At 63.8% G+C, this 20056-nt stretch carries 22 protein-coding genes and 2 pseudogenes; 7 read left to right on the forward strand and 17 right to left on the reverse strand.

Translation table 11 applies throughout. The annotated features are described in order from the left end of the window. Positions 1-13: 13 nt before the first annotated feature. The 4 genes from ACTJKY_RS18180 to ACTJKY_RS18195 all read right to left on the reverse strand — a co-directional run bounded on the left by ACTJKY_RS18180 (position 14) and on the right by ACTJKY_RS18195 (position 2604). On the reverse strand, positions 14-790 hold the full coding sequence (locus ACTJKY_RS18180) for an SDR family NAD(P)-dependent oxidoreductase (protein WP_440847508.1): 777 nt from the start codon (positions 788-790) through the stop codon (positions 14-16). 64 nt (positions 791-854) lie between these two features. Then, on the reverse strand, positions 855-1319 hold the full coding sequence (locus ACTJKY_RS18185) for a hypothetical protein (protein ID WP_440847509.1): 465 nt from the start codon (positions 1317-1319) through the stop codon (positions 855-857). A 59-nt stretch (positions 1320-1378) separates the two neighbouring features. Beyond that, positions 1379-2089: a hypothetical protein gene (locus ACTJKY_RS18190; protein WP_440847510.1), complete on the reverse strand. Its 711-nt coding sequence runs from the start codon at positions 2087-2089 to the stop codon at positions 1379-1381. Positions 2090-2115: 26 nt separating this feature from the next. Next, positions 2116-2604 (reverse strand): winged helix-turn-helix transcriptional regulator, encoded by a 489-nt coding sequence (locus ACTJKY_RS18195; protein WP_440847511.1) that lies wholly within the window; start codon positions 2602-2604, stop codon positions 2116-2118. 139 nt (positions 2605-2743) lie between these two features. Here ACTJKY_RS18195 and ACTJKY_RS18200 point away from each other — a divergent pair, with 139 nt between their 5' ends. After that, the gene (locus tag ACTJKY_RS18200) at positions 2744-3826 is read left to right on the forward strand and encodes an NmrA family NAD(P)-binding protein (RefSeq protein WP_440847512.1); all 1083 of its coding nucleotides are present in this window, start codon (positions 2744-2746) and stop codon (positions 3824-3826) included. A gap of 41 nt (positions 3827-3867) precedes the next feature. Here the strand turns inward: ACTJKY_RS18200 and ACTJKY_RS18205 are convergent, their stop codons facing one another. After that, positions 3868-4692 carry a dienelactone hydrolase family protein gene (locus ACTJKY_RS18205; protein WP_440847513.1) on the reverse strand — a complete coding sequence of 275 codons (825 nt, stop codon included), beginning with the start codon at positions 4690-4692 and terminating at the stop codon, positions 3868-3870. 133 nt (positions 4693-4825) lie between these two features. Here ACTJKY_RS18205 and ACTJKY_RS18210 point away from each other — a divergent pair, with 133 nt between their 5' ends. Next, the gene (locus ACTJKY_RS18210) at positions 4826-5800 is read left to right on the forward strand and encodes a GlxA family transcriptional regulator (protein WP_440847514.1); all 975 of its coding nucleotides are present in this window, start codon (positions 4826-4828) and stop codon (positions 5798-5800) included. 27 nt (positions 5801-5827) lie between these two features. On the opposite strand, the gene ACTJKY_RS18215 is transcribed toward ACTJKY_RS18210, so the two are convergent. From ACTJKY_RS18215 to ACTJKY_RS18230, 4 genes are all read right to left on the reverse strand, one after another. Further along, positions 5828-6367: an ankyrin repeat domain-containing protein gene (locus tag ACTJKY_RS18215; RefSeq protein WP_440847515.1), complete on the reverse strand. Its 540-nt coding sequence runs from the start codon at positions 6365-6367 to the stop codon at positions 5828-5830. Between the two features lie 97 nt (positions 6368-6464). Further along, complete coding sequence (locus tag ACTJKY_RS18220; RefSeq protein WP_440847516.1) at positions 6465-8003, reverse strand: catalase; 1539 nt, start codon at positions 8001-8003, stop codon at positions 6465-6467. Between the two features lie 1182 nt (positions 8004-9185). Then, positions 9186-10163 carry an ExeA family protein gene (locus tag ACTJKY_RS18225; protein WP_440847517.1) on the reverse strand — a complete coding sequence of 326 codons (978 nt, stop codon included), beginning with the start codon at positions 10161-10163 and terminating at the stop codon, positions 9186-9188. Then, complete coding sequence (locus tag ACTJKY_RS18230) at positions 10163-10921, reverse strand: hypothetical protein (RefSeq protein ID WP_440847518.1); 759 nt, start codon at positions 10919-10921, stop codon at positions 10163-10165. The genes ACTJKY_RS18225 and ACTJKY_RS18230 overlap by 1 nt, the downstream gene beginning before the upstream one ends. A 186-nt stretch (positions 10922-11107) precedes the next feature. On the opposite strand from ACTJKY_RS18230, the gene ACTJKY_RS18235 reads away from it, so the two are divergent. From ACTJKY_RS18235 to ACTJKY_RS18245, 3 genes are all read left to right on the forward strand, one after another. Further along, positions 11108-11266 (forward strand): hypothetical protein, encoded by a 159-nt coding sequence (locus ACTJKY_RS18235; protein WP_440847519.1) that lies wholly within the window; start codon positions 11108-11110, stop codon positions 11264-11266. Positions 11267-11305: 39 nt separating this feature from the next. After that, entirely contained in the window at positions 11306-11803 is a 498-nt protein-coding gene (locus tag ACTJKY_RS18240; protein ID WP_440847520.1) for a hypothetical protein, read from the forward strand. Positions 11804-12099: 296 nt separating this feature from the next. Next, on the forward strand, positions 12100-12447 hold the full coding sequence (locus ACTJKY_RS18245) for an SDR family NAD(P)-dependent oxidoreductase (protein WP_440847521.1): 348 nt from the start codon (positions 12100-12102) through the stop codon (positions 12445-12447). Positions 12448-12493: 46 nt separating this feature from the next. Here ACTJKY_RS18245 and ACTJKY_RS18250 read toward each other — a convergent pair whose 3' ends face one another. Both ACTJKY_RS18250 and ACTJKY_RS18255 read right to left on the reverse strand, forming a co-directional pair. Further along, on the reverse strand, positions 12494-12793 hold the full coding sequence (locus ACTJKY_RS18250; protein WP_440847522.1) for a putative quinol monooxygenase: 300 nt from the start codon (positions 12791-12793) through the stop codon (positions 12494-12496). A gap of 68 nt (positions 12794-12861) precedes the next feature. Then, positions 12862-13662: a type 1 glutamine amidotransferase domain-containing protein gene (locus tag ACTJKY_RS18255; RefSeq protein WP_440847523.1), complete on the reverse strand. Its 801-nt coding sequence runs from the start codon at positions 13660-13662 to the stop codon at positions 12862-12864. Between the two features lie 119 nt (positions 13663-13781). Between ACTJKY_RS18255 and ACTJKY_RS18260 the strand changes: the two genes are divergently transcribed. After that, on the forward strand, positions 13782-14570 hold the full coding sequence (locus ACTJKY_RS18260; RefSeq protein ID WP_440847524.1) for a LysR family transcriptional regulator: 789 nt from the start codon (positions 13782-13784) through the stop codon (positions 14568-14570). A 441-nt stretch (positions 14571-15011) separates the two neighbouring features. Here ACTJKY_RS18260 and ACTJKY_RS18265 read toward each other — a convergent pair whose 3' ends face one another. The 6 genes and pseudogenes from ACTJKY_RS18265 to ACTJKY_RS18290 all read right to left on the reverse strand — a co-directional run bounded on the left by ACTJKY_RS18265 (position 15012) and on the right by ACTJKY_RS18290 (position 19182). After that, positions 15012-16013: an NADP-dependent oxidoreductase gene (locus ACTJKY_RS18265; RefSeq protein ID WP_440847525.1), complete on the reverse strand. Its 1002-nt coding sequence runs from the start codon at positions 16011-16013 to the stop codon at positions 15012-15014. Positions 16014-16043: 30 nt separating this feature from the next. Further along, positions 16044-16253 (reverse strand): annotated as a pseudogene (locus ACTJKY_RS18270) (alpha/beta fold hydrolase); the annotation flags it as partial. 97 nt (positions 16254-16350) lie between these two features. After that, the gene (locus tag ACTJKY_RS18275; RefSeq protein WP_440847526.1) at positions 16351-16998 is read right to left on the reverse strand and encodes an SDR family NAD(P)-dependent oxidoreductase; all 648 of its coding nucleotides are present in this window, start codon (positions 16996-16998) and stop codon (positions 16351-16353) included. A gap of 86 nt (positions 16999-17084) precedes the next feature. After that, positions 17085-17303, reverse strand: a pseudogene (locus ACTJKY_RS18280) (hypothetical protein); the annotation flags it as partial. Then, entirely contained in the window at positions 17242-18336 is a 1095-nt protein-coding gene (locus ACTJKY_RS18285; protein WP_440847527.1) for an alkene reductase, read from the reverse strand. The pseudogene ACTJKY_RS18280 and the gene ACTJKY_RS18285, both read right to left, overlap by 62 nt. Before the next feature lie 57 nt (positions 18337-18393). Further along, positions 18394-19182: an SDR family NAD(P)-dependent oxidoreductase gene (locus ACTJKY_RS18290; RefSeq protein ID WP_440847528.1), complete on the reverse strand. Its 789-nt coding sequence runs from the start codon at positions 19180-19182 to the stop codon at positions 18394-18396. A gap of 108 nt (positions 19183-19290) precedes the next feature. Here ACTJKY_RS18290 and ACTJKY_RS18295 point away from each other — a divergent pair, with 108 nt between their 5' ends. Further along, positions 19291-19836, forward strand: a complete 546-nt coding sequence (locus tag ACTJKY_RS18295; protein ID WP_440847529.1) for a TetR/AcrR family transcriptional regulator — start codon at positions 19291-19293, stop codon at positions 19834-19836. Positions 19837-20056 lie beyond the last annotated feature (220 nt).

Genomic DNA, 20056 nt, shown 5'->3' on the forward strand with positions numbered 1-20056 from the left:
GGGACGAGCAAGATTACAGGCTGTCGACCACGCCGCCGTCGACGCGGAGGGCTGCCCCGGTCGTGGCCGATGCCTGTGTCGAAGCGGCGAAGACGACCATGTTGGCGACCTCTTCGGGCGTGGCAGGCCGGCGTAGGATCGAACTCGGACGGTAACTGGTGACGAAGTCGACACCCACTTCCTCGAAGCTCTTGCCGGAGGCGGTTACGGCGTCCTGCAGCATCGCCGCGGCGCCCTCCGTGAAGGTGGGGCCTGGCAGGACCGAGTTGACGGTGACGCCGGTACCAGCCATTCGCTTGGCGAGCCCGCGTGCAAGAGCTACGTCCGCAGTCTTGCTGACACCATAGTGCAGCATCTCCACCGGTAGGTTGAAGGCGGATTCGGATGCGAGGAAGAGGACTCGCCCCCAACGGCGATCCGCCATGCCGCGCAGATAGGCGCGCGACAGTCGCATTCCGGCCATCACGTTCACCTGCCAGTGCAGGTCCCAAATTGCATCGTCCGCGTCGAAGAAGTCCGCCGGCTGGTAGATGCCGGCATTGTTGACGAGGATGTCGATATGCGGCTCGGCACCGATGAGCGCGGCGCAGCCTTCTGCCGAACCGATGTCGGCCGCAACGCCACGCGCCGATCCGCCCAACTTCGCCGCTGCTGCTTGCGTCTTCTGCTCGGTGCGACCGTTGACGATCACTTCGGCCCCGGCGGCGTGAAGTCCTTTCGCGATCGCGAAGCCGATGCCTTCGGTGGATCCCGTCACCAGCGCCGTCTTGCCGTTCAGATCAATTTTCATGCGTGAATTCCTTACAGGTGTGCAATTGCACATATTGGTGCAAAGTCTTGATGTTCCAGAAGTATCAGCCCGCCGGGATGGCGATGTCGGAGGCGATTTTCCAAATTCCTCGTTCCCGTACCCAATCGAGGATCAGGAGGAATGGCCGCGGTTTGCCGCTCTGGCCTGCATAGGCGACACGGATCGACACCGGTGCGTAGAGTTGCACGACGCCATGCCCAAGGCGTGTGACACGCGGCGACGCGCGCTCGGCAACGGCGAAGCCGCCGGCATGCCAAAGCGCGCTGATCTGCGTAGTCGCCGCCTCGCCCCAAAAGCCGCCCCAGCTTTCGGCCGCACCAGGCGGCGTCTTGCCGACGAAAAGCGTGTCCTCGGAGACGCGGAACAGCGCGCGGGTGGCGGGCAGGTCCTGCGCATTTTCCGCCTTCAACAAAGCATTGAAGCGGCAAAGGATCGCATTCTCGAGAGCAGACGGGTGTTTCGTCCCTGCGGCCGCTGCCGGCGCCGGCGGGGCGAGGCTCAGCGTCATCAGCAGGAGCGCAAGCGACCGTTGCAGGCGGAGGCGGCGATTTGGGGAGATCGCCGCCATTACTCGAAGCGCATGTCGGCGATATCGATGGAGACGAGCAGCGGATCACGCACTGCCTGCCAAGCGTCGTCGGCGGCGAAGACGCGGCGTTGCGTCGGAACCAGAATCCCGTCGAAGCTTCGATAGTCGTGCGCATAGTTGACGCCGCGCGCGCCGCCCAGAATGTCCACTGTGTAGTCGTGACGACGGATCAGCCCGTCGGGGCCAAACCTCGTGATCTGGGTTCGCGTGTGGCTGACGATCGTGTCGGGGAAGGTGACCTGCAGGCTCCGCCACGTCTCCCCTGCTTCAACCCATGGCGCGATTTCCTCCACGATCATGCCTGGATAGGCATAGAGGAACGGTTGTGTCAGATAGGTCCACAAAGCTTCGCCGCTGAAAAAGGTGGCGTGCAGTGGGTCCCATGGGGTCTCCAGTGTCTGTCCGGCAAAGGCTGCGGCAGGATCGTCGCGAGATTCCAGCACCGCGCCGTGTCGATCCTCGGCCCAGACGCGTGAGGGCGTGAAAAGGAGGCGCTCCCCGCCGTCCACAGCGAAGGAGAGGTGCTGCGTGGTGCGATCGGCGATGATTTCGCGGTCCGTTAGGAAGCCTGGGCGCTTGATGTCCCACAGTGCCCCGCCGGTCGTCAGTCTGGCAGTAATGGAGCGGATCGCCTGCCATCTCTTCCAGCCGCCATGAGCGTCGATGGCGCGTTCCAACAAGTCAATCATGTTCGGGTGTTCCTTTGGACGGGAGCTCAATTGGCGAGGCGCTCGCTTCGCCGGGCCCGCTCCGCCTCGCCACGGGCGAGCCGCCATTGCATGTGCGCGTCACCCCCAGGACCTGCCTCAAGCGCGATTGCGCCGGAGGAGGGAGTGGCGCCGGATTCCATGTCTACCAGTTCCAGCTTCAAGCGACGGCGGGTCTGCGCGTCGACGATGTGCAAGGGGGCCTCTTCGTGCTGCTCGTGGCGCCACTTGTCGCCGATCTGCACCATCGCCTGCAGCAGCAAGCTGAGATCGCGGCCCTTCTCGGTCGGCAGATATTCGTGTCGCACCGGGCGGACCTGATATTCCCGCCGTTCGACGAGGCCAGATCGTTCCAGCTGCTTCAGCCGATCGGCCAATGTGGCGTTGGTTGCGCCTGTCGAGTGGCGCAGGTCCTCGTAGCGCGTGAGCCCCAGCAGCAGATCGCGCATGACGAGCGCTCCCCAGCGATCCCCTAGCGCGCCCATCACCTCGGCCATCGAACAGGCCATTCCCTCAAAACCCTTTGATCGCATTTCTTCGTTCTCACCCCGGCAGAGCCGATGGACTCTTATCATAAGAGTTATAGACTCTGATTATGAGAGCTACTACGGAAAGGCAAGCGCAGGAGATTGGGAAATGGCTGGGATTTCTCAGATATTTGTTGTCGGTGCGACGGGAGCGCAGGGTATGCCGGTAGTGCGCGGGCTGATTTCGAACGGAGGCTACGAAGTCGTCGCACTTACGCGCGATAGCAGCGCGCCGCGCGCCCGAGCGCTGCGCGAGATGGGCAATGTCGCGTTGCTAGAAGGCACCTTCGCCGACGAGGCCACCCTTCGAGAGGGGTTTCGCGCTTGCGATGGTGCATTCGTTAATATCGACGGCTTCAATGCCGGTGAACGGACGGAGATGTACTGGGCGATCCGCAGCTACGAGATCGCATTGGAGGAGGGCGTCAGGTTCTTTGTCTATGGGAACCTGGACTACGGCCTTAAAAAGTCGGGCTACCGATCGATGTTCCGCACCGGTCATTATGACGGCAAGGGGCGCATCGGCGACTGGATCCTCGCACAGAATCGGGTGAACGGCGACCGCATGGGTGCCGCGCTGTTCACCACCGGACCCTACATGGAGATGGCGTTCTCCGCGCAGACCCCGATGACGCCCCGGGTCGAAGACGGCGTGCTGACCTGGCGCGTGCCGCTGGGGACCGGCGCCGTGGTCCATGTCGCGCTGGAAGATTGCGGCCACTATGTGCGCTGGCTGTTCGATCACCCGGAGCGTGCCAACGGCATGAACCTCGAAGTTGCAATCGAGCATGTTCGCTATGGCGACCTCGCCACAGCCTTCGAACGCGTGACCGGTCATCCCGCCCGGTTCGTGGACACCAGCCTGGATGACTATTTCGCACCACTCGCCGCCGTCGCAGACCTGCCCGCTGGTTATAACGCAGATCCCTCAGACGAGAGCACGATGAGCTTTCGCGACAACTTCACCGGGTTCTGGAACCTATGGAAGCACGACATCATCACCCGCGACTATGAGCTGCTCGACGACATACATCCGACGCGGATCCGTAGTGCGGAGGACTGGCTGCATCGCTGGGAACAGCGGTCTGCCAGCGAAGGTTCGGAAACGCTGTGGGCGAGGCTGCAACCCGTGACCTTACCCCAGCGTCCTATTCTCAAGCTAAGCGAAGATCGGCGCCGCGGGAGGCTGTGAAGACTGCACCACCCCGGCGGCGATCATTCCGTAGTCGATCGTCAACGCACCTCGAGCAAACGTTGTGCAAAGAAGCGAAGGATTTCATCGCGAGCGGCCATCGTCGGCTGCCCCTCCGCGTCGATCAGGTGAACGGTCACGACATTGTGGGGCGTCTGCACCACCTTCTCGAAAAACTCGGGGATGTCGCGATTGGCGGCGCTGTCGGGGAGCACACGGCCAATGAAGCGCTCCCCGAGCGCCCTCTCATAGGCTGCGAATCGCTCCGCCTTGCAGAAGCGGTCCCCGTCGAAGCGATAGGCGAGAACCGAGAGGTTTTCATGGTCCAAGCGTTCCCGGATCGCTTCGAGCTCTTCCGGTGCGATCTGCAACCCGGCCTCATCGTCGAGCGGGAGGGCGGGCTGGGACAGGACCGGGGCCAACATCGCCGGCTCCAGCATCATGCTGAGTGCGAAATTGCCCGAGAAGCACATGCCGATCGCACCCACGCCAGGGCCGCCGCATTCTTCATGCGCCGTTCGTGCCAGGGCACGAAGCCACTGCGTCACCGGCGCCGATCCTCCCGATCCGAACGCCCGGAATTCAGCGCTGACGCACACCCGCTTGAAGATCGCCTGGCCGACCTCCAGGTCGACCGGCTCGCCGTCGCGCCCGTACAGCGAGGGCATGTAAACAGTGAACCCCGCGTCGCGCGTCCAGCGCGCGAACCGTGCGACGTGCGGGCTGATCCCGGGCACTTCCGGAATGACGATCACCGCTGGGCCACTGCCGGAGACATGCACGGTCTTGGTCGTATCGAGTTCGGTGATTTTCCTGGCCTCGAAATCTTCGAGCGGATCATAGGCGTCGAGCGGTCTCTTCTTCATGATTCCATCGCTTTCTCGGGGGGGGCAATTGCCGCAGGATCGATCGCTTCCTCCGTCGGCACGTGCGCAGTGGACTACAGCGTGCTCGATTTCACGAGGGCCATCCTGGCCATTTTACGAGCGCGATCGGCCGATGATTGATGTTACCATCCTGGCGCTTCCGGGCGCATTCGCATCTGGCGTGGCTGCTGCGCTAGACATTATGTCGACGGCAGCCCGGCTGGCTCCGTCTTGCGGCTGCGGGCCGATCCGGTGGAACGTCGTCTCGTCGCACCCGATGGTCACGTTGAGCAACGGCATGAAGATCGAAGCGACGGCGCTGGCGCAGAACGATCAGACTCCGGACCATTCTATCTGGTTCGTTGCGGGCCTTGAGACCGACAGTGTGGAGTCTGCTGCGGCTCGGATGTCGGAACCGGATGCGGTCACGGCCGCCGAGGCGATACGCCTGCACGTGCGGCGCGGCGGAACGGTGGCGTGCGCATGCTCCGCCGTTTTGCTGTTGCACAAGGCCGGGTTGCTTCGTGGCAGGCGCGCGACGACGACATGGTGGCTGGGAGAGTATCTCCAGCAATTGCAGCCGGATTGCGTGGTCGATGTCGAACAGACCGTCGTCGTCGATGGCGACATCGTGACCGCCGGTGCTGCGTTCGCCCATCTCGACCTCATGCTGCATCTCCTGCGGACACACTTCCCGCCGGCATTGGCGAAAGCCGTTGCCACGACTATGATTGTGGATGGGCGGCGACTTGAAGCGCCTCGGCCGGCCGCGCGAGCATCGGGGGCAAGGCTAGATCTGGTCAGCAAGGTGGCTGCGTCCTTCGAAGCAGCACTACCCGACCCACCGACGATTACCCAACTCGCGGCCGAGCTCGGTATGTCCGGTCGGACACTTTCCCGACGAATAAAGCGTGAGACCGGCGGGAATGTCTCTGCAATCTTCCAGAGCGTGCGCCTCCATCGCGCTCGCCAGCTACTTCAGGACAGAGGGTTGTCGATCGAGCAGGTCGCAGCCGAGCTGGGCTATGCCGACGCCACGTCATTGCGACGAATGATGCGAAAGCTGGCGCACGCGACGCCGGGGCAATTCAGGCCGAGGCTTGCCTGAACTGCCCTGCGCGGTGCGGCGATGGCCTCAATGTTCCAGTTTGGCCGCTAAGCTGTCATTGCCTTGTGCTCGGGCGACGGACGCTGCGGTCCTTCCTTCCATGTCGGAAAGGTCCGTTTTGGCGCCGGCAGTTAGCAAAAGGTCGATCTGTGCCTTGCGGTTGAACATCGCTGCCATCATGAGCGCCGTCTGTCCCTGCTTGTTGCGGGCATCAACCGCACAGCCAGTGGAGAGCAGCCTTGCTGCGAGCGCGTCCAAGCCCTTGAAGGCAACGCCCATTTGTGCGGTATTGCCCTGGGTCGCGTCGGGCTTGCAGGGGTCTGCCTTCGCCTTCAGCAAGGCCTCTACCGTGTCCGCATTTCCGTCATATGCAGCGAGGATCAGCGCCGTGTAGCCTCGAGGATCATATGCATTCACATCGGCGCCTGCGGCAACCAGCGCGGGGATGAGATCGGTACGGCCGAGCCGAGCCGCATCAAACAGCAGCTCCTGCGCTCGCGCGCTTGTCAGCGGGGTTTGCGCTGCCTGCCCATTCGCGGATGCGGGCAAGGGGGCGGCCACGGCCATGGACATCGCAATGGTCAACAAAGATCGAAACATCTCAAAATCCTAGTGTAGTGGACCCCGGCACCGCAGATGACGCCGGGGCTTTGCCGCTTCTGCGTTACTGCTGGTTCGGGAACTGCTCGGGGTGCGCCGCCATCGTCTGGCGAACGTCCTCCACAGTCACGTTCACTGCCTTGGCGAGGCGCGTTCCATAGTCCGCATCTGCGGCATAAAAGTGCCCAACCATCAGTCGACGAACCTCCGGGCTCTTCACCCGTCCGAGGTCGGACGCCAGATTCTTAACCAGATGCTCCTTCTCGGCGGCGGTCAACGAGCGGTAGAGCGCACCGGCCTGTCGGAAATTATCCAATTTGCTGATGGCACGGATCTGCGCAGTGGGGCCGACCGGGTATTCAGCCGCCTTATATTGCGCATCGGCGCGCGGCGTGGGCTTAGCGAGCGAAGGCTCATAATTGATGTCGTCATTGCGGCCGCTCGCAGCCATGAACCCGTCCTGATTGTTGTTTGCTACAGCGGCCAGTGGACGGTTCACGGGAATTTGCGCGAAGTTGACGCCCAGACGGTATCGCTGAGTATCCGCATAGGCGAACAATCGGCCTTGCAGCATCCGGTCGGGTGAGGCTTCTACGCCGGGTATCAGATTTGATGGGGCGAAGGCAGACTCCTCGCTATATTCAAAATAGTTATCCGGCACCTTGTTAAGCGTCATCGTGCCGAGCTTCACTTCCGGCACATCCTCCCAGATCTTGCTGTCGTCAAAGGCGTCGTAACTAAGTTGGCCAACCCTCTCCGCCGGCATCAGCTGGACGTAGAGGTCCCAGCTCGGGAAATTGCCGGCCCGGATCTGGTCGTAAAGATCGCGCGTCGCATAGTCGGCATCGGCGGCACGCGTCTGTTCGAGGGTCATGCCCTTCAGGCCCTGCCGGCTCTTCCAGTGAAACTTTGCGAACACCTGCGTGCCCTGCGCATTGACTAGACGGAAGGCGTGCACGCCATAGCCGTCCATCGTGCGGTAGCTGGCCGGCATGCCGAACGTGTCTGTGTACAGCCACGTGAGGACATGCGTCGACTCCGGGATATTGGCGAAGAAATCGAAGGCCCGATTGGGGTCCTGGATGTTCGTGACCGGCGACGGCTTGTTCGCGTGCACGAAATCGGGAAACTTGATGGCGTCCCGGATGAAAAAGACCGGAAAGTTGATCCCTACAATGTCCCAGTTGCCCTGATCGCTGTAGAATTTGACGGCAAAGCCCCGGGGGTCACGAGCCGCTTCGGCAGAGCCGCGATACGGCATGACCGTAGAGAAGCGCACGAAAACCGGGGTTTGCTTGCCAGCGGCAGCGAAGACGGTGTTCCTGGTGTAATTGGAGAAGTCGATATCTGAGACAAACACGCCCTGCGCGCCCGTGCCGCGGGCATGCACCACTCGTTCGGGGATACGCTCCCGATCGAAGCGCTGCAGCTTCTCTATCAGCCTTGCGTCTTCGAGAAGAACCGGCCCGTCCTCGCCAGCAGTCTGGCTGCTCTGGTTGTCGCCTACCGGTGCCCCGGTGTCGCGGGTCTGAACCGTCTGGGCTTGGCCTGCCGAAGCAACTCCAAGCGCTGCCGCTATCCCAACCACCATTCGAAACTTCATGTTCGCTCCCGTCTCGCTGTTTCGTTCCGGCGAGCGACTTATCGGGAAGAGGGAGGTGCAGGAAAATGAACTATTGGATTAGTGTAATCGAAATCGCATCGACGCCGCTCCGACGCAACAATTGTGTTTGAAATCATGTATTAATAAGCTTGTTCGGGCCATTGTATCGAGCGCGGCAAAAAATTGATCACCGTGATGCAATGCTTCGATCAACAGAAGGCATGATCGGCGAGGCGACGATGTAGGCACCCAACGGGCCGACGATCACCGGCTGGTAAATCTTTCGCTGCCGACGAGGGGAGGCGAGCCCTGGCGCGCTGCAGCATGACAGCAAGCGTAGGGGGGGAGCTTCCATTACCGTTTAGGCAGTTCAGCCGGTATGCCATGAGGTGCGAGACAACAAGTTAAGGTGGTTGCATGCCCCCGCAACCAATCCCATAGAACGACAACGCCGCCCGTGAGGGCGGCGTTGTCGTTTGTGGCATACGCCACCAGATCCCCCACCTTCGCGACCACTTCCGCCTGCGGGCCACTCCGGCCCGTGCGGGTAGATCGTCACGCTCTCGATGAAAAGCGCATCAGGTCGGCTGGTCGACTTGCCGGCGCTCGCGAACTGATTGCGTCGATTCTCGTGCCAAAGATTCAAGAAGTGCGTCTCGTGTAAAGGCAAAGGATACTACAAGGATTCGCGCGACCGCTATTATGGCCTGCCGATCGTTGATTTGCCCTATGCCGCACCGCTTGAACTAGGAGCGGTACTCCATAGTGCGCAGATGCGCGACGAAACCGCGCCGCTTGCGGCGCGCTTACTCGCGATTGCCACCAGTGCCAACGGGTACCAAAAGAGCGAAAGCATAAATCGGGGGTCGAAACGACTAAGCGATATCTGCGGAAATTCCCTGAGCTGGAATCTGGTAGCCGCTTCGTGGCCGTGGCCTGGCTCGATCCCGAGCGGGATGCAGCATTGTTCAAAAAGTTTCTCAAACCGATGCGTGCTATCTGTAGGCGCTTGCAATCCCAGCGGGCTTTGCTCGCAATCAGAGCCGATTTTTGCTCAAATTATTTGACACTGGAGCAGCGCGTCTGCTCACGTTCTGTGGCACTGGACTTGCAATCATCCCGCCGTGCTTGCAATCGAAGCGGTCTGCTCACGCTTTGCGACAATGAGAATTGGACCGCCAATCATAAGGGAACGCCGGCTTCGCGGAGCTGCTCCGTCAGCTCGCGGGTATGCTCGGGATCAAGGGTGCCCGCGAGGAACGCCCGAACGTCGGACGGGCGGGCACCAAGTTGACTGGCGAGCAAACCGGCATCGTACCCGTTGCGCGTCAGCATGGGCTCTAAATCGTCGATCGCCCGCGACAGCACCTGTTCGACGATCTCGACCGTGACGGGCTTGGTGTCGAAGCGAAACCCCTGCTCGAACGCGAGGGTCAGGTGCATCTCGATCTGCAGCGGCGTCCGCAGCCGATCGGCGATCAGGTCGATCGCGTCTTCTTCCATTAGGTCCGCGACCTTCACACCCTCGGCAGCGCAGGCACCCAGCAGCCAGGTAACGTAATCGCGCCGCTCGGCGCCGATGCCCTCATAGTCGAAGATGGTGGTTCGATAACCGATCTCCTCCATCTGCGGGCGTCGCAGGTCGTTGCGCAACCGCGGATGGCCCACCAGCAAGACGGACAGCAGCACGCCGGCATCTGCTACCACTTCCATCAGCCGCTTGAGCCCGGTGAGCGTCTTGTGGTGAAGGTCGTGGGCCTCGTCTACGACCAGCACAATCGGCCGTTTGCCCTTTCGCGTCAGGTCGCGGAGATCGCGTTCGCGCCGCTCCGCCTGCTTCGGAATCTTCACCTGCGCCCGATCGCCGGGGGACAGGTCATAGAACAGCGCCTCGATCAGGGAGGACAGCGACGTGCGCTTCTTGTCGACCGCGAGGGATTTGGCCACGGCCACCCTGCCGGCTCTGGCAAGCTCATCTTCGATCCTACGCAGCAGATGCGTTTTGCCCGAGCCGACCAACCCCGAAACCACGATCAGCCTGCCGGTCTGAACGGCGGCACAGACCTGACGGACGATGGTGCGCTGGTGCTCCGTCTCGAAGTTGCCAGCCCCCTGGAAAGGACGGGCGAGCCCATAGGTGGATTGCACATCTGCCAGCATCAACCTTCCTTCCTTCGCGCGTGAAACCGGTCGCGAATGCGATCGGCGATAATGGCTTTGTCGAGCGTCTCGCTCAGCAGGCTGTCGATGAATGCCCGATCCTCCTCGGGCAGAGCGCCGAGCGGACGGCGGAGTTGCTCGACGATCGCCCGTCGCGCCGCGAGGCCTGTCGCAAAGGTCGTCTCGACGGCGGGTTCGGGAAACGGCACCCTACGAACCGCAAGGCCTGCGGTGGAAGGAGGCAAGGATGGCAGCGGCCGATCACCGCCCGAGACCGTCGCGCGCGGCAGGCCGAGTTGGTCAGCAAGACGCACGACCTTGTCCAGTCGCTCCTCGGCCCGGCTCTTCTGGTATTTCCGATAGCGATATAGCGGCACCGCGCCGCGCGATGGTTCGAAGGGACCGAACCGCTTGCCGTCATGTTCGATGAACAATGCCTGGTCGAACAGTCCCCAGAGCACTGTCACCGTCTCGCCTGCGAGATGCGGCTCGACCTCGTAGGAGGCGCCTTCGACCGAGATTGTCGCATCGCCCGCAACGGTGCGACGCTCGGGCTCGCGCGCAAAGGCGCAGAACCGCTCCCAGGAGCACATCGCCCGCACGCCGTCGGGTGGCAAATGGCGCAGCCAGTCCTCAATGCGGGCATGGGGTTCGGAGCGGTGATCGGCATTGTTGTAGGTGACGAGTGCCCGCCGCAACCACAGGTTGGCCTCGGCTTCATCTCCGGGCTTGTGAAAATGGTAGAGGGTCTCGTGCACCTCCTTGATCGTACGAAACGGCCGCTCGACCTTTCCCTTCGCGCGCGCCGCGGTGTGACGATCGCCAGGTTTTGGCGACTGACATATCTACAGCCTCGGGGCTGACCTGACTGAGTACGGCTTCCTCGGCGAGGATGCCGATGCCCTGATGGGCTGCGGGAGCTCCCGGTCACCCAGGGGGTCCAGATGCTGGTAGGGGATCTCGGCCACGGGCAAATGCTTGGCGGCGTGCTGAAGACGGTGGTCGACAAGCACAGGGGGATGCTGGAGGAACTCGGACGGCAATTGTCGTGGGAGCGGCGCTCGCGCCGTTACCACGCGGCGCTGGTGGAGTGGAACGCGTAGCCCCATGCCGTCCAGCAAGGCAGGTGGAGACAGCTCGCGATGACCGGGCGACAGCGGGCCTTGGTGCAGATCACGGCCGACCTTCTCGATATCGCGTTCCGCCCGGCCTGGATCGCGGTACGGCGGCCGACTGGCTGGAGCGCCATGGCGCCAATCTCGCCTATCGCAGGGAGAAGTGACATGCCCAAGCTCACCATCACGACCGTCGACGGCAAGGAGAAGCTGAACGAGGACACTGCGGCGCTCGAAGCCGAGATCGCCCTGTTTGAGGAGGCGTTGCAGGCGCTTATCCCGGATCTGGAAAGCGAAGACGACGAGGCGGGGAGCCGCGCCGCCAGTCGCTACCACGTCCTCAAATATCTCTTTCACCTCATTCTTGCAAAAATCGATGGTTGGAACGAACAGGTTGGCACCGGGCGGCGAGCTGCCGCGGCGATGGGCACCTTGCTCGCGCTGGTGCTGCTGGGGGGGGCGGGCCGTCGTACTGGCCATTTCTGCCGGTCCTTGCTGCGAAAGTGGCCTATGGCGCTCTGCTAGGGGCAGTCGTGGCGGGGGTGGCGGTGCGCGTTACGCTCGCTGACGCTTCAGCAGACTTCTGAACCACGCGGGGTCTGCCGGAGGCTCCATCTGCCTCAGGATGGCTATGAGCGCGTGGCGATCATGGCCGTGTTGAGCCACGTCTTCACCCTTATCATGTCCGGCTGAACCGCCCAGGTGCCGGTGTCTGGGGCGAACAGGTTGATCGTCTGTGCCATACCGAAGAATTATTTGGGTCCGCTCATGTGCATGCGTTGACAGGCAAGCGGCTGCCTGTCTTCCAGCTGCCTGGACCGTTGATCGACGCAGAGCCGGTTAGACTACCGATGTGGTGCTGCAGGCGCTGCACCTCGCTCGGCTGGCTGTCCGATCCGGCCAATCCGCACCATGCCGTCAACATCCTGGGGTATAACAGCTCGAAGACGGCGCTCAACGCGGTGACGCTCGCCTTCGTCAAGGAACTGGCCGCCTTCGGCATTGCGGTGAATGCGGCGGACCCGGGCTATACTGCGACCGATTTCAACGGCCATACCGGCTATCGCGCCGTCGAGCAGGCGGCGGCGGGGATTGTCTGGCTGGCCACCGAGGCGGCGGCGGAGGTGACCGGGCGCTTCTATTTCGAGCAGCAGCAGGTCCCCTGGTAAGCAACGACCCGCGCCGCCGATCGGAAGGATCGACGGCGCGGTCCGGTCAGGCGACAGCGACGGGGAGGAGCGGGATTGCGGTCCGCTCGGCGAGGTCGGCGATCTTGGTGGCATAGGCCTGGAAGTGCGGGCTCGCGCGGTGGGCGGCGACGGCGTCCGCATCGACATAGAGCTCGTCGAGCACGAACCGGGCAGGGTCGTCGCGGTCCTGCCAGAGGTCGTAGCGCAGATTGCCCGGCTCGGCGCGGCTCGGCGCGAGCATGGCGTCGAGAAACGTGCGAAGTTCCGCCACCTTGCCGGCATGGGCGGTCAGGATCGCAACGGTTTTCACTTGGGTGGACATCATCGGGTTCCTTCTCGGATGGGGAGGGGCGGTGGAGCGCAGGCGAAGCGCTCCACCGGTCATGCGGGTGCTCACGCCGTGGCGAGCGCGCGGTCCAGCGCCTCGACCAGCGCCGTGGCGAGCTGATGGTCCGAAGACGGATTCTGGCCGGTGATCAACTCGCGGTCGACGACCACGTTCGGCGCGAAGTTCGTTGCCGTGACCGACACCTCGCCCCCCGCCGTCTTAAGCGCGCGCTCCATGTCGAAATAGAGTTCGCCGCCCAGCAGCTGCGCCTCGGCGATCTTCTCCTCGTTCGCGGAGAACACGGTCATGCCATAGCCGGCATAGATCCAGTCCTGGCCCAGCGCTGCGGCCCGTGCGGTGTCGCCGGCGATCAACGCCGCGCGATAGGCTGCCGCGTCGGGCAGCGCGGCGAGGATCGCCACGGGGCCGTGGCAGAGCAACGCCGTCGGCTTTCCGGCCGCGTGGAAGTGGCGCAGGATGGTGCCGGCATCGGCATCCTGCATCAGGTCGACGGCGGGCGCGTGGCCGCCGGGGACGAACACCCCGGCGAACCGGTCCAGTCCGCCCTCGATCACCGCGCGCAGGGTCTGCACGTCGTTCATCTGCGGTGCGTCGGCGAAGAAGCGGCGGGCGCGATCATAGGCTGCCTGGTCGCCGCCGAAATGGTCGACCGTTTCCGACACGGCGTCGATGATCGGCTTGGTGCCGTTGGGCGTGGCGAGCACGACGTCGTAGCCGGCGTCGATCAGCGCCAGCGTCGGCACCACCGTCTCGTTCAGATACTGGCCGATCGTCGCGCTGCCGCCGCCGCGCAGTTCGATCTGCGTTGCGTTCGAGCCGAGGATGAGAATGGTTGCCTTGGTCATGGGGGGAGCCTTTCCTGCGGTGCGCCGCAACCGCTGCGGCCCCTACACAATGGCCCCGCAGCACATATTCCAGAAGTTTATCTTCTTGATTGTAGATATGCTGCGAGCAATATGACTGAATGCGCTACGACCTCAACCTGCTGCCGATCTTCGTGGCGCTGATGGAGGAGCGCAGCGTCACCCGCGCGGCCGAGCGGATGGGGATGACGCAGCCGGCGCTGTCCAATGCGCTCGCCCGGCTCGACGATGCGGTGCTCGGCCAGCAGGAGTTCGATCCCGCCACCGCCGAGCGGCTGCTGACCATTGCGCCCAACGGCTATGTCGAGTTCGTGCTGGTGCCCGCGGTGGTGGCGCGCCTCCAGCGGGCGGCGCCCGGCATCAAGCTGCGGCTTACTCCCTATGGCAATGATCTGGTGGAGACCGGCGTCGTCTCCGGCACGACCGCGCTGGTGCTCGGCCGGGTGATTGATCCGCCCGACAATCTCGTCGTCCAGCATGTGATGGACGAGGGGCTGGCCTGCGTGGTGCGGGCCGATCATCCCGAGGTGGGCGACACGATCACCCGCGCGCAGTTCGAGGGGATGAAGCACGTCAACATCGTGCCGCCGGGGCGGATGCGTGCCGGGCTGTTCCAGGCGCTGGCGCAGCAGCAGCTGAAGCGCGACGTGGCGATCTCCGTCACCAATTTCTTCGCCGTGGCGGAGATGGTCGCGGTCACCGATTATTGCGCGACCTTGCCCGCGCTGATCTGCCGACGGCTGGCGCACGATTCCAGGCTGAAGGTGCTTGAGGCGCCGGTCGACCTGGGGACCTTCCCGGTCGAGATGGCCTGGCACGTCCGCTACCGCCATGATCCGGCGCATCGCTGGCTGCGCAACCTTATCAGCGAGGTTGCCGCAGCGCTCTGATAGCTATGTTGGCGCTCGGTACCCGTATGCACACGGGCGGTGCCCCGACCAACGCTGCCGGTGAGTGGAAGCGTTGGCTTCAGGCGGTTCAGGTCCCGGAGAAGGCGCAGAGGCAGAACCTGCCGCCAGTCAAGGCCGCGAGCAAGGCTGCTGCCGACCATGATGACGTTCGCTGTTGCCGACGCGGCCTGGTCCTGCCCGGCGTGACAATCCGAGACGACGCGATTGTCGGCGCCGGCAGCGTCGTCACCCGCGACGTGCCGGCGGGACGTACCGGCGTCGGCAATTGCGATCGAGCGGTGCGGTGATGCGAGACCCTTGGCTTCGATCATGCCGCATGGCGGTGGGATGGTGAGGGTCGAGCAGATGCGTGCCGGCGGAGACTAATCTGTCAGGATGCTTCGCCGCGCGTGGTCGTCCCCGAGCGTGTTGCGGGCCTTGTCATGCTACCTGGACGACGACCTTACCCTTGGCCCGTCCGGTTTCGACATAGGCAAGCGCGTCCGCCGTCTGCGCGAAAGGAAAGGCCTTGTCTACCACCGCGCGGATCGCGCCGGCGTCGATCAGCTTTGCGATCTCCGTCAGTTGCTGCCCGTCGGCGCGCATGAACAGGAAGGTATAGTCGACACCCCGGCGCTTGGCCTTTTTCACGATGCCCCGGCTCAGCATCCGCATTACGAACCGCAGTAGCGGGTTCAGCCCCAGGGATTTGGCAAAGCGAACGTCCGGCGGACCGGAGATGGAGATCAGCTTCCCGCCCGGCTTCAGCACGTTCAAGGACTTTGCCAGCGTCTGGGCATCCTGGCTGTTGAGCACCAGGTCGTACTCAGACAGCAGCTGTTCGAAATCCTGCGTCTTGTAGTCGATCACCACATCGGCGCCGAGGCTCCGGACCAGTTCGGCATTGGCGGCACCGGTGGTGGTGGCGACGGTGGCGCCGAGATGCTTGGCCAACTGAATGGCGAAGGTGCCGACACCGCCCGAACCGGCCTGGATGAACACCTTCTGGCCGGGCTTTAGCTTGCCCAGCTCGACCAGCGCCTGCCAGGCGGTGAGGCCGACCAGCGGGATCGACGCGGCCTGTTCCATTGATAGGCTGGCCGGCTTCAGCGCGAGGTCCGACGCGTTCAGCGCGATCTTTTCCGCAAAGGTGCCGATCCGGCCGTCGCGCGGACGCGCATAGACCTCGTCGCCCGGCTTGAACTGCCGGACATTGGCACCGGTGCGGAGCACCGTGCCGGCCAGGTCATGCCCCAGAAGGAAAGGCGGGCGATAGGGCAGGAACAGCTTGAACTCGCCGTCGCGCACCTTCGAGTCGAGCAGGTTGATCGCGGTGGCGTGGATTTGGACCAGCACGTCCTCGGGGCCGATCTCGGGATCGGGCATGTCGGCCAGACGCAGCGGGCCGTGCTTCTTGTACGTGTCGACGACAAAGGCTTTCACGTGCGGTCTCCAGCGTGGAATGGTGTCATGTCAGTCGGCGAGGAACGCCAGGGCTTTCGAGACGAACTTGCCGTGGTACTGGAAGATGCCGCCATGGCCGGCGTCGGGATACAGCACCAGTTCGGCATTCGGCATACGGCGCGCCATGTCGCGGCTGTTCTGCGTGGGCACCATGATGTCCTTGTCCCCGTTGGCAATCAGAACCGGGATGGCGATCCGCTCGAGATCCTTTGGTGCCTGCGTCGCGGCAGGGGATTGTCGATGCGGTGGGGATGGGTGCGTTGGTCATGGCGGGGCTGCCTTGCCCGCGCGCGGGCCGATGAGGGGAGAACGCCGCTCAGGCGATGTTGAACTGCTTGCGCAGGGTGCGATCGAACAGCGCGCGCGGCAGGAACCGCCGGGCAAAGGCCGTTTGACGCGCCGCCTTGCCCGAGGGATAGCGCAGCTGCGGCTTCGAGGCCTGTGCGGCAGTGAGAATGGTGTCCGCGACAGCCTCGGCGGTGTCGCCATCGGCCATGGCTGCGGCGAACGCGGCCTGGTAGCGGGCGAATGTCTGGCTGTAGGCCTCCACGGGCCGGTCGCCGCGCGGCGAGTTGGTTTCGATGGACGTCTTCGTCGCCCAAGGCTCGATCACCGCGACGCGAATGCCGAACGGCCGCACCTCATGGTCGAGCGATTCCGAATAGCCTTCGATCGCGTGCTTGCTGGCCGTGTAATGGGCACCGAACGGGCCGGGGATCAGCCCCACGACCGAGCCGACATTCAAAATCCGCCCGCGCTGATGGCGCATGATCGGAAGCACCGCGTTGGTAACGCGGACCACGCCCAGATAGTTGGTGTCGAACAAGGCGCGGACCTGTTCGGTCGAGCTCTCCTCCGCCGCGCCGGAAATGGCGTAGCCGGCATTGTTGACCAGCAGGTCGATGCGGCCGAGTTCGGCGTGCGCGGCTGCCACGGCGGCGGTGACCGAGGCGTCCGACGGCATTCGCACGCGATCATGCGAATGCCGTCGCGCACTTCGCCGGGGGCTGCCTTGCGGCTGGTACCGATCACGCGGTAGCCGGCCTCGCTGAGCGCCCGTGCCGCCGCCTGGCCGATGCCGCTGGAGGCGCCGGTCACGAATGCGGTCTTCGATACGCTGGATGCATAGGTGGTCATGGCCTGGTTCTCGATCTGGGGCGCGGATGGGTGAGGTAACGGGGGCGCGCGCGGCTGGCCCCCGTTTGGCTTACCTGCCGGAAGTGTCGGTGAAGCGGGGATAATCGGTGTAGCCCGCAGCGCCGCCGCCATAGAGCGTGGCCGGATCGATGTCGGCCAGCGGCGCGCCGCTTTGCAGCCGCTCCACCAGATCCGGGTTGGCGATGAACGGGCGACCGAAGGCGATCAAGTCAGCCTCGTCCTCGGCCAGATGCGAGGCCGCAAGGGGCAAATCGAAGCCGTTATTGGCGATATAGGTCTTCGAGAAGCGGCGACGCAGCGATCCGTAATCGAAGGTGGCGACGTCGCGCGGGCCGCCGGTGGCGCCCTCGACGACATGGAGATAGGCGATGCCGAGCGCCTCGAGCCGGTCGACGATATAGTCGTATTGCGCCTGGGGATCGCTGCACGAAATGCCGTTGGCGGGCGAGACCGGCGAAATCCGGATGCCGGTGCGATCAGCCCCGACTTCCTGCGCCACCGCAGCAGTGACTTCCAGCATCAGACGCGCGCGGTTTTCTAGCGAGCCGCCATAAGCGTCGGTGCGGACATTGGCGCCATCCTTGGCGAACTGCTCGAGCAGATAGCCATTGGCGCCGTGCACTTCGACGCCGTCGAAACCGGCCGCGATTGCATTGGCCGCAGCCGTTCGGAAGTCTTCGACGATCCCCGGCAGTTCATCGATGCTCAGTGCGCGAGGCTCGGAGACGTCCACAAAGCCGTTGTTGACGAAGGTCTTGGTCGCCGCGCGGATCGCCGAGGGCGCGACCGGTTGGCCGCCATCGGGCTGGAGGTCGACATGGCTGATCCGGCCGACATGCCATAGCTGCAGGACGATCCGGCCACCCTTTGCATGGACCGCTGCGGTCACCTTGCGCCAGCCGTCGATCTGCTCCTGGGTGTAGATGCCGGGCGTGTCCTGATAGCCCTGCCCCTGCTGCGACACCTGGGTTGCCTCCGAAATGATCAGTCCTGCCGAAGCGCGCTGCGCGTAATATTCGGCGGTGAGGTCCCCGGGGATGAACCCGGCACCGGCGCGGTTGCGGGTGAGCGGCGCCATCACGATCCGGTTGGAAAGCGGGATGGCGCCGAGCGTATAGGGTTCGAAAAGTGTGTTGGTGGTCATGTTGCACCTAGGGTGTCGCCGCGTTCGCGGCATGGGCTCGGGGAATGTGCGTGGCGTTCAGGCGGGCGTGCGATACCGTTCGGCGGGCAGGGCGTTGACGATGTTGCCGAGCATCGCCTTGCGCGCGCCATCGAAGGCGTCCCACTGGCCGGCATCGTGCAGCGGCGGGATGGTCACCGGCTCACGGCGGTCGAAACCGACCAGCGCGGCATCCACCAGATCGCCCACTTCCATGACATTGCTCAGGGTGTTGACGTCGGCGCCGACATGATCCCAGATCTCGGTGCGGGTCGTGGCCGGCAGCACCGCCTGGACATAGACGCCCTTCGGCCCGAGTTCCTGGGCGAGCCCCTGCGACAGGAACTGCACGAACGCCTTGGTCGCGCCATACACCGTCATCCCGAACTCCGGTGCGACGCCAACGACCGAGCCGATGTTGACGATCGCACCCTCGCCGGCAGCAGCAAGACGCGGGGCAATCGCGCGGGAAAGCCGCAGCAATGCCGTCGCGTTGAGCGCGACGAGCCTGGTCATGTCCTCGACGCTCTGGTCGACGAAGCTCCCGCCGATCGCCGTCCCGGCGTTGTTGACCAGGATGCCGATCCGCGAGTCTTCCTGCAGTCTCGCCTCGACCTTCGCGAGGTCCGCCGCCTGGGTGAGATCGGCCGGAAGAATGTCGATCGTCACGCCGGTCTCTTGGCGCAGTCGGTCGGCCAGCGCCTCCATCCGCGCCGCGTCGCGCGCAACCAGCACCAGCGTGTGGCCTCGACGCGCGAACCGCTCGGCATAGGTGGCGCCAATGCCGGTGGAGGCGCCGGTGATCAGGACTGCAGGAATGTCGCGCATCGGATTGCTCTTTCTGTCTCGAAGCCTATATTCATGACAACGATCATGATTGGCTAAATATGATGGCCGTCATGTAAATGTCAACGCCGGGTGCGGAGAAATTTGGACATGAAGGTCAGCCGAGAGCAGATGGCGGAAAACCGTCGCCGGATTCTGGAGGTCGCCAGCCAGCTGTTTAAGGACAAGGGGTTCGACGCGGTCAGCGTCGCGGAGGTGATGAAGGCGGCCGGCCTCACCCATGGCGGCTTCTACGGCCACTTCCGCTCGAAGGACGATCTGGTGGCGCAGGCGCTGGCCCATGCGCTTGCCGCGGACAGCTTCGACGAGGGCGGGTTCAGCGATTTCGTCCGCGCCTATCTGGCGCCGCGACACCGGGACAATCCGGGCAATGGCTGCCCGACCGCGGGCCTCGCTGCGGCCATTCGCCATCAGACGCCGGCGGCGAAGGCGGCAATGACGGAGGGGTTGCGCAAGCAGATCGGGCGCATCGAACAGGCGGTGCCGGGAGGTTCGACCGCCGAGAAGCGCAGCGCCGCGATCGGCAGCTGGGCAGCGATGGTGGGGGCCGTCATCCTCGCCCGTGCGGTCGACGATCCGCAATTGTCGGACGAAGTTCTTGAGCAGACGCGCGCGTGGATTGCCAGCGTCAGGTAGATCGGAGCGTGTCGCCGATTACGGCAATCACCCGATACATGTCTGCCGGCTCCTTCCATCGTTGAGCCTTCGCAGCGGCATCTTCGGTCTGCCTGAAGTCTCCCTAAATTTTCGTGGAGGGAGGAACGACCGACACGTCCAAAACTCGGCTGTTCCTAGAGATAATGATCGTACCACATGTCAGTCTGATACGAGTTCCACAGCGGTCAAATCCTACCCC

It is taken from the genome of Sphingomonas sp. 22176, assembly GCF_052045505.1.
In the GTDB taxonomy this organism is placed as follows: Bacteria; Pseudomonadota; Alphaproteobacteria; order Sphingomonadales; family Sphingomonadaceae; genus Sphingomonas.

Excerpts from the sequence above, each read along its gene's own strand:
- ACTJKY_RS18260 (WP_440847524.1), top strand. The coding sequence starts at position 13,782 with ATGCGCTACGACCTCAACCTGCTGCCGATCTTCGTGGCGCTGATGGAG.
- ACTJKY_RS18180 (WP_440847508.1), bottom strand. The coding sequence starts at position 790 with ATGAAAATTGATCTGAACGGCAAGACGGCGCTGGTGACGGGATCCACC.
- ACTJKY_RS18185 (WP_440847509.1), bottom strand. The coding sequence starts at position 1,319 with ATGACGCTGAGCCTCGCCCCGCCGGCGCCGGCAGCGGCCGCAGGGACG.
- ACTJKY_RS18210 (WP_440847514.1), top strand. The coding sequence starts at position 4,826 with ATGATTGATGTTACCATCCTGGCGCTTCCGGGCGCATTCGCATCTGGC.
- ACTJKY_RS18225 (WP_440847517.1), bottom strand. The coding sequence starts at position 10,163 with ATGCTGGCAGATGTGCAATCCACCTATGGGCTCGCCCGTCCTTTCCAG.
- ACTJKY_RS18290 (WP_440847528.1), bottom strand. The coding sequence starts at position 19,182 with ATGCGCGACATTCCTGCAGTCCTGATCACCGGCGCCTCCACCGGCATT.
- ACTJKY_RS18215 (WP_440847515.1), bottom strand. The coding sequence starts at position 6,367 with ATGGCCGTGGCCGCCCCCTTGCCCGCATCCGCGAATGGGCAGGCAGCG.
- ACTJKY_RS18240 (WP_440847520.1), top strand. The coding sequence starts at position 11,306 with ATGACCGGGCGACAGCGGGCCTTGGTGCAGATCACGGCCGACCTTCTC.
- ACTJKY_RS18285 (WP_440847527.1), bottom strand. The coding sequence starts at position 18,336 with ATGACCACCAACACACTTTTCGAACCCTATACGCTCGGCGCCATCCCG.
- ACTJKY_RS18190 (WP_440847510.1), bottom strand. The coding sequence starts at position 2,089 with ATGATTGACTTGTTGGAACGCGCCATCGACGCTCATGGCGGCTGGAAG.
- ACTJKY_RS18250 (WP_440847522.1), bottom strand. The coding sequence starts at position 12,793 with ATGATGTCCACCCAAGTGAAAACCGTTGCGATCCTGACCGCCCATGCC.
- ACTJKY_RS18235 (WP_440847519.1), top strand. The coding sequence starts at position 11,108 with ATGCTGGTAGGGGATCTCGGCCACGGGCAAATGCTTGGCGGCGTGCTG.
- ACTJKY_RS18255 (WP_440847523.1), bottom strand. The coding sequence starts at position 13,662 with ATGACCAAGGCAACCATTCTCATCCTCGGCTCGAACGCAACGCAGATC.
- ACTJKY_RS18295 (WP_440847529.1), top strand. The coding sequence starts at position 19,291 with ATGAAGGTCAGCCGAGAGCAGATGGCGGAAAACCGTCGCCGGATTCTG.
- ACTJKY_RS18195 (WP_440847511.1), bottom strand. The coding sequence starts at position 2,604 with ATGGCCGAGGTGATGGGCGCGCTAGGGGATCGCTGGGGAGCGCTCGTC.
- ACTJKY_RS18220 (WP_440847516.1), bottom strand. The coding sequence starts at position 8,003 with ATGAAGTTTCGAATGGTGGTTGGGATAGCGGCAGCGCTTGGAGTTGCT.
- ACTJKY_RS18205 (WP_440847513.1), bottom strand. The coding sequence starts at position 4,692 with ATGAAGAAGAGACCGCTCGACGCCTATGATCCGCTCGAAGATTTCGAG.
- ACTJKY_RS18200 (WP_440847512.1), top strand. The coding sequence starts at position 2,744 with ATGGCTGGGATTTCTCAGATATTTGTTGTCGGTGCGACGGGAGCGCAG.
- ACTJKY_RS18275 (WP_440847526.1), bottom strand. The coding sequence starts at position 16,998 with ATGCCGTCGGACGCCTCGGTCACCGCCGCCGTGGCAGCCGCGCACGCC.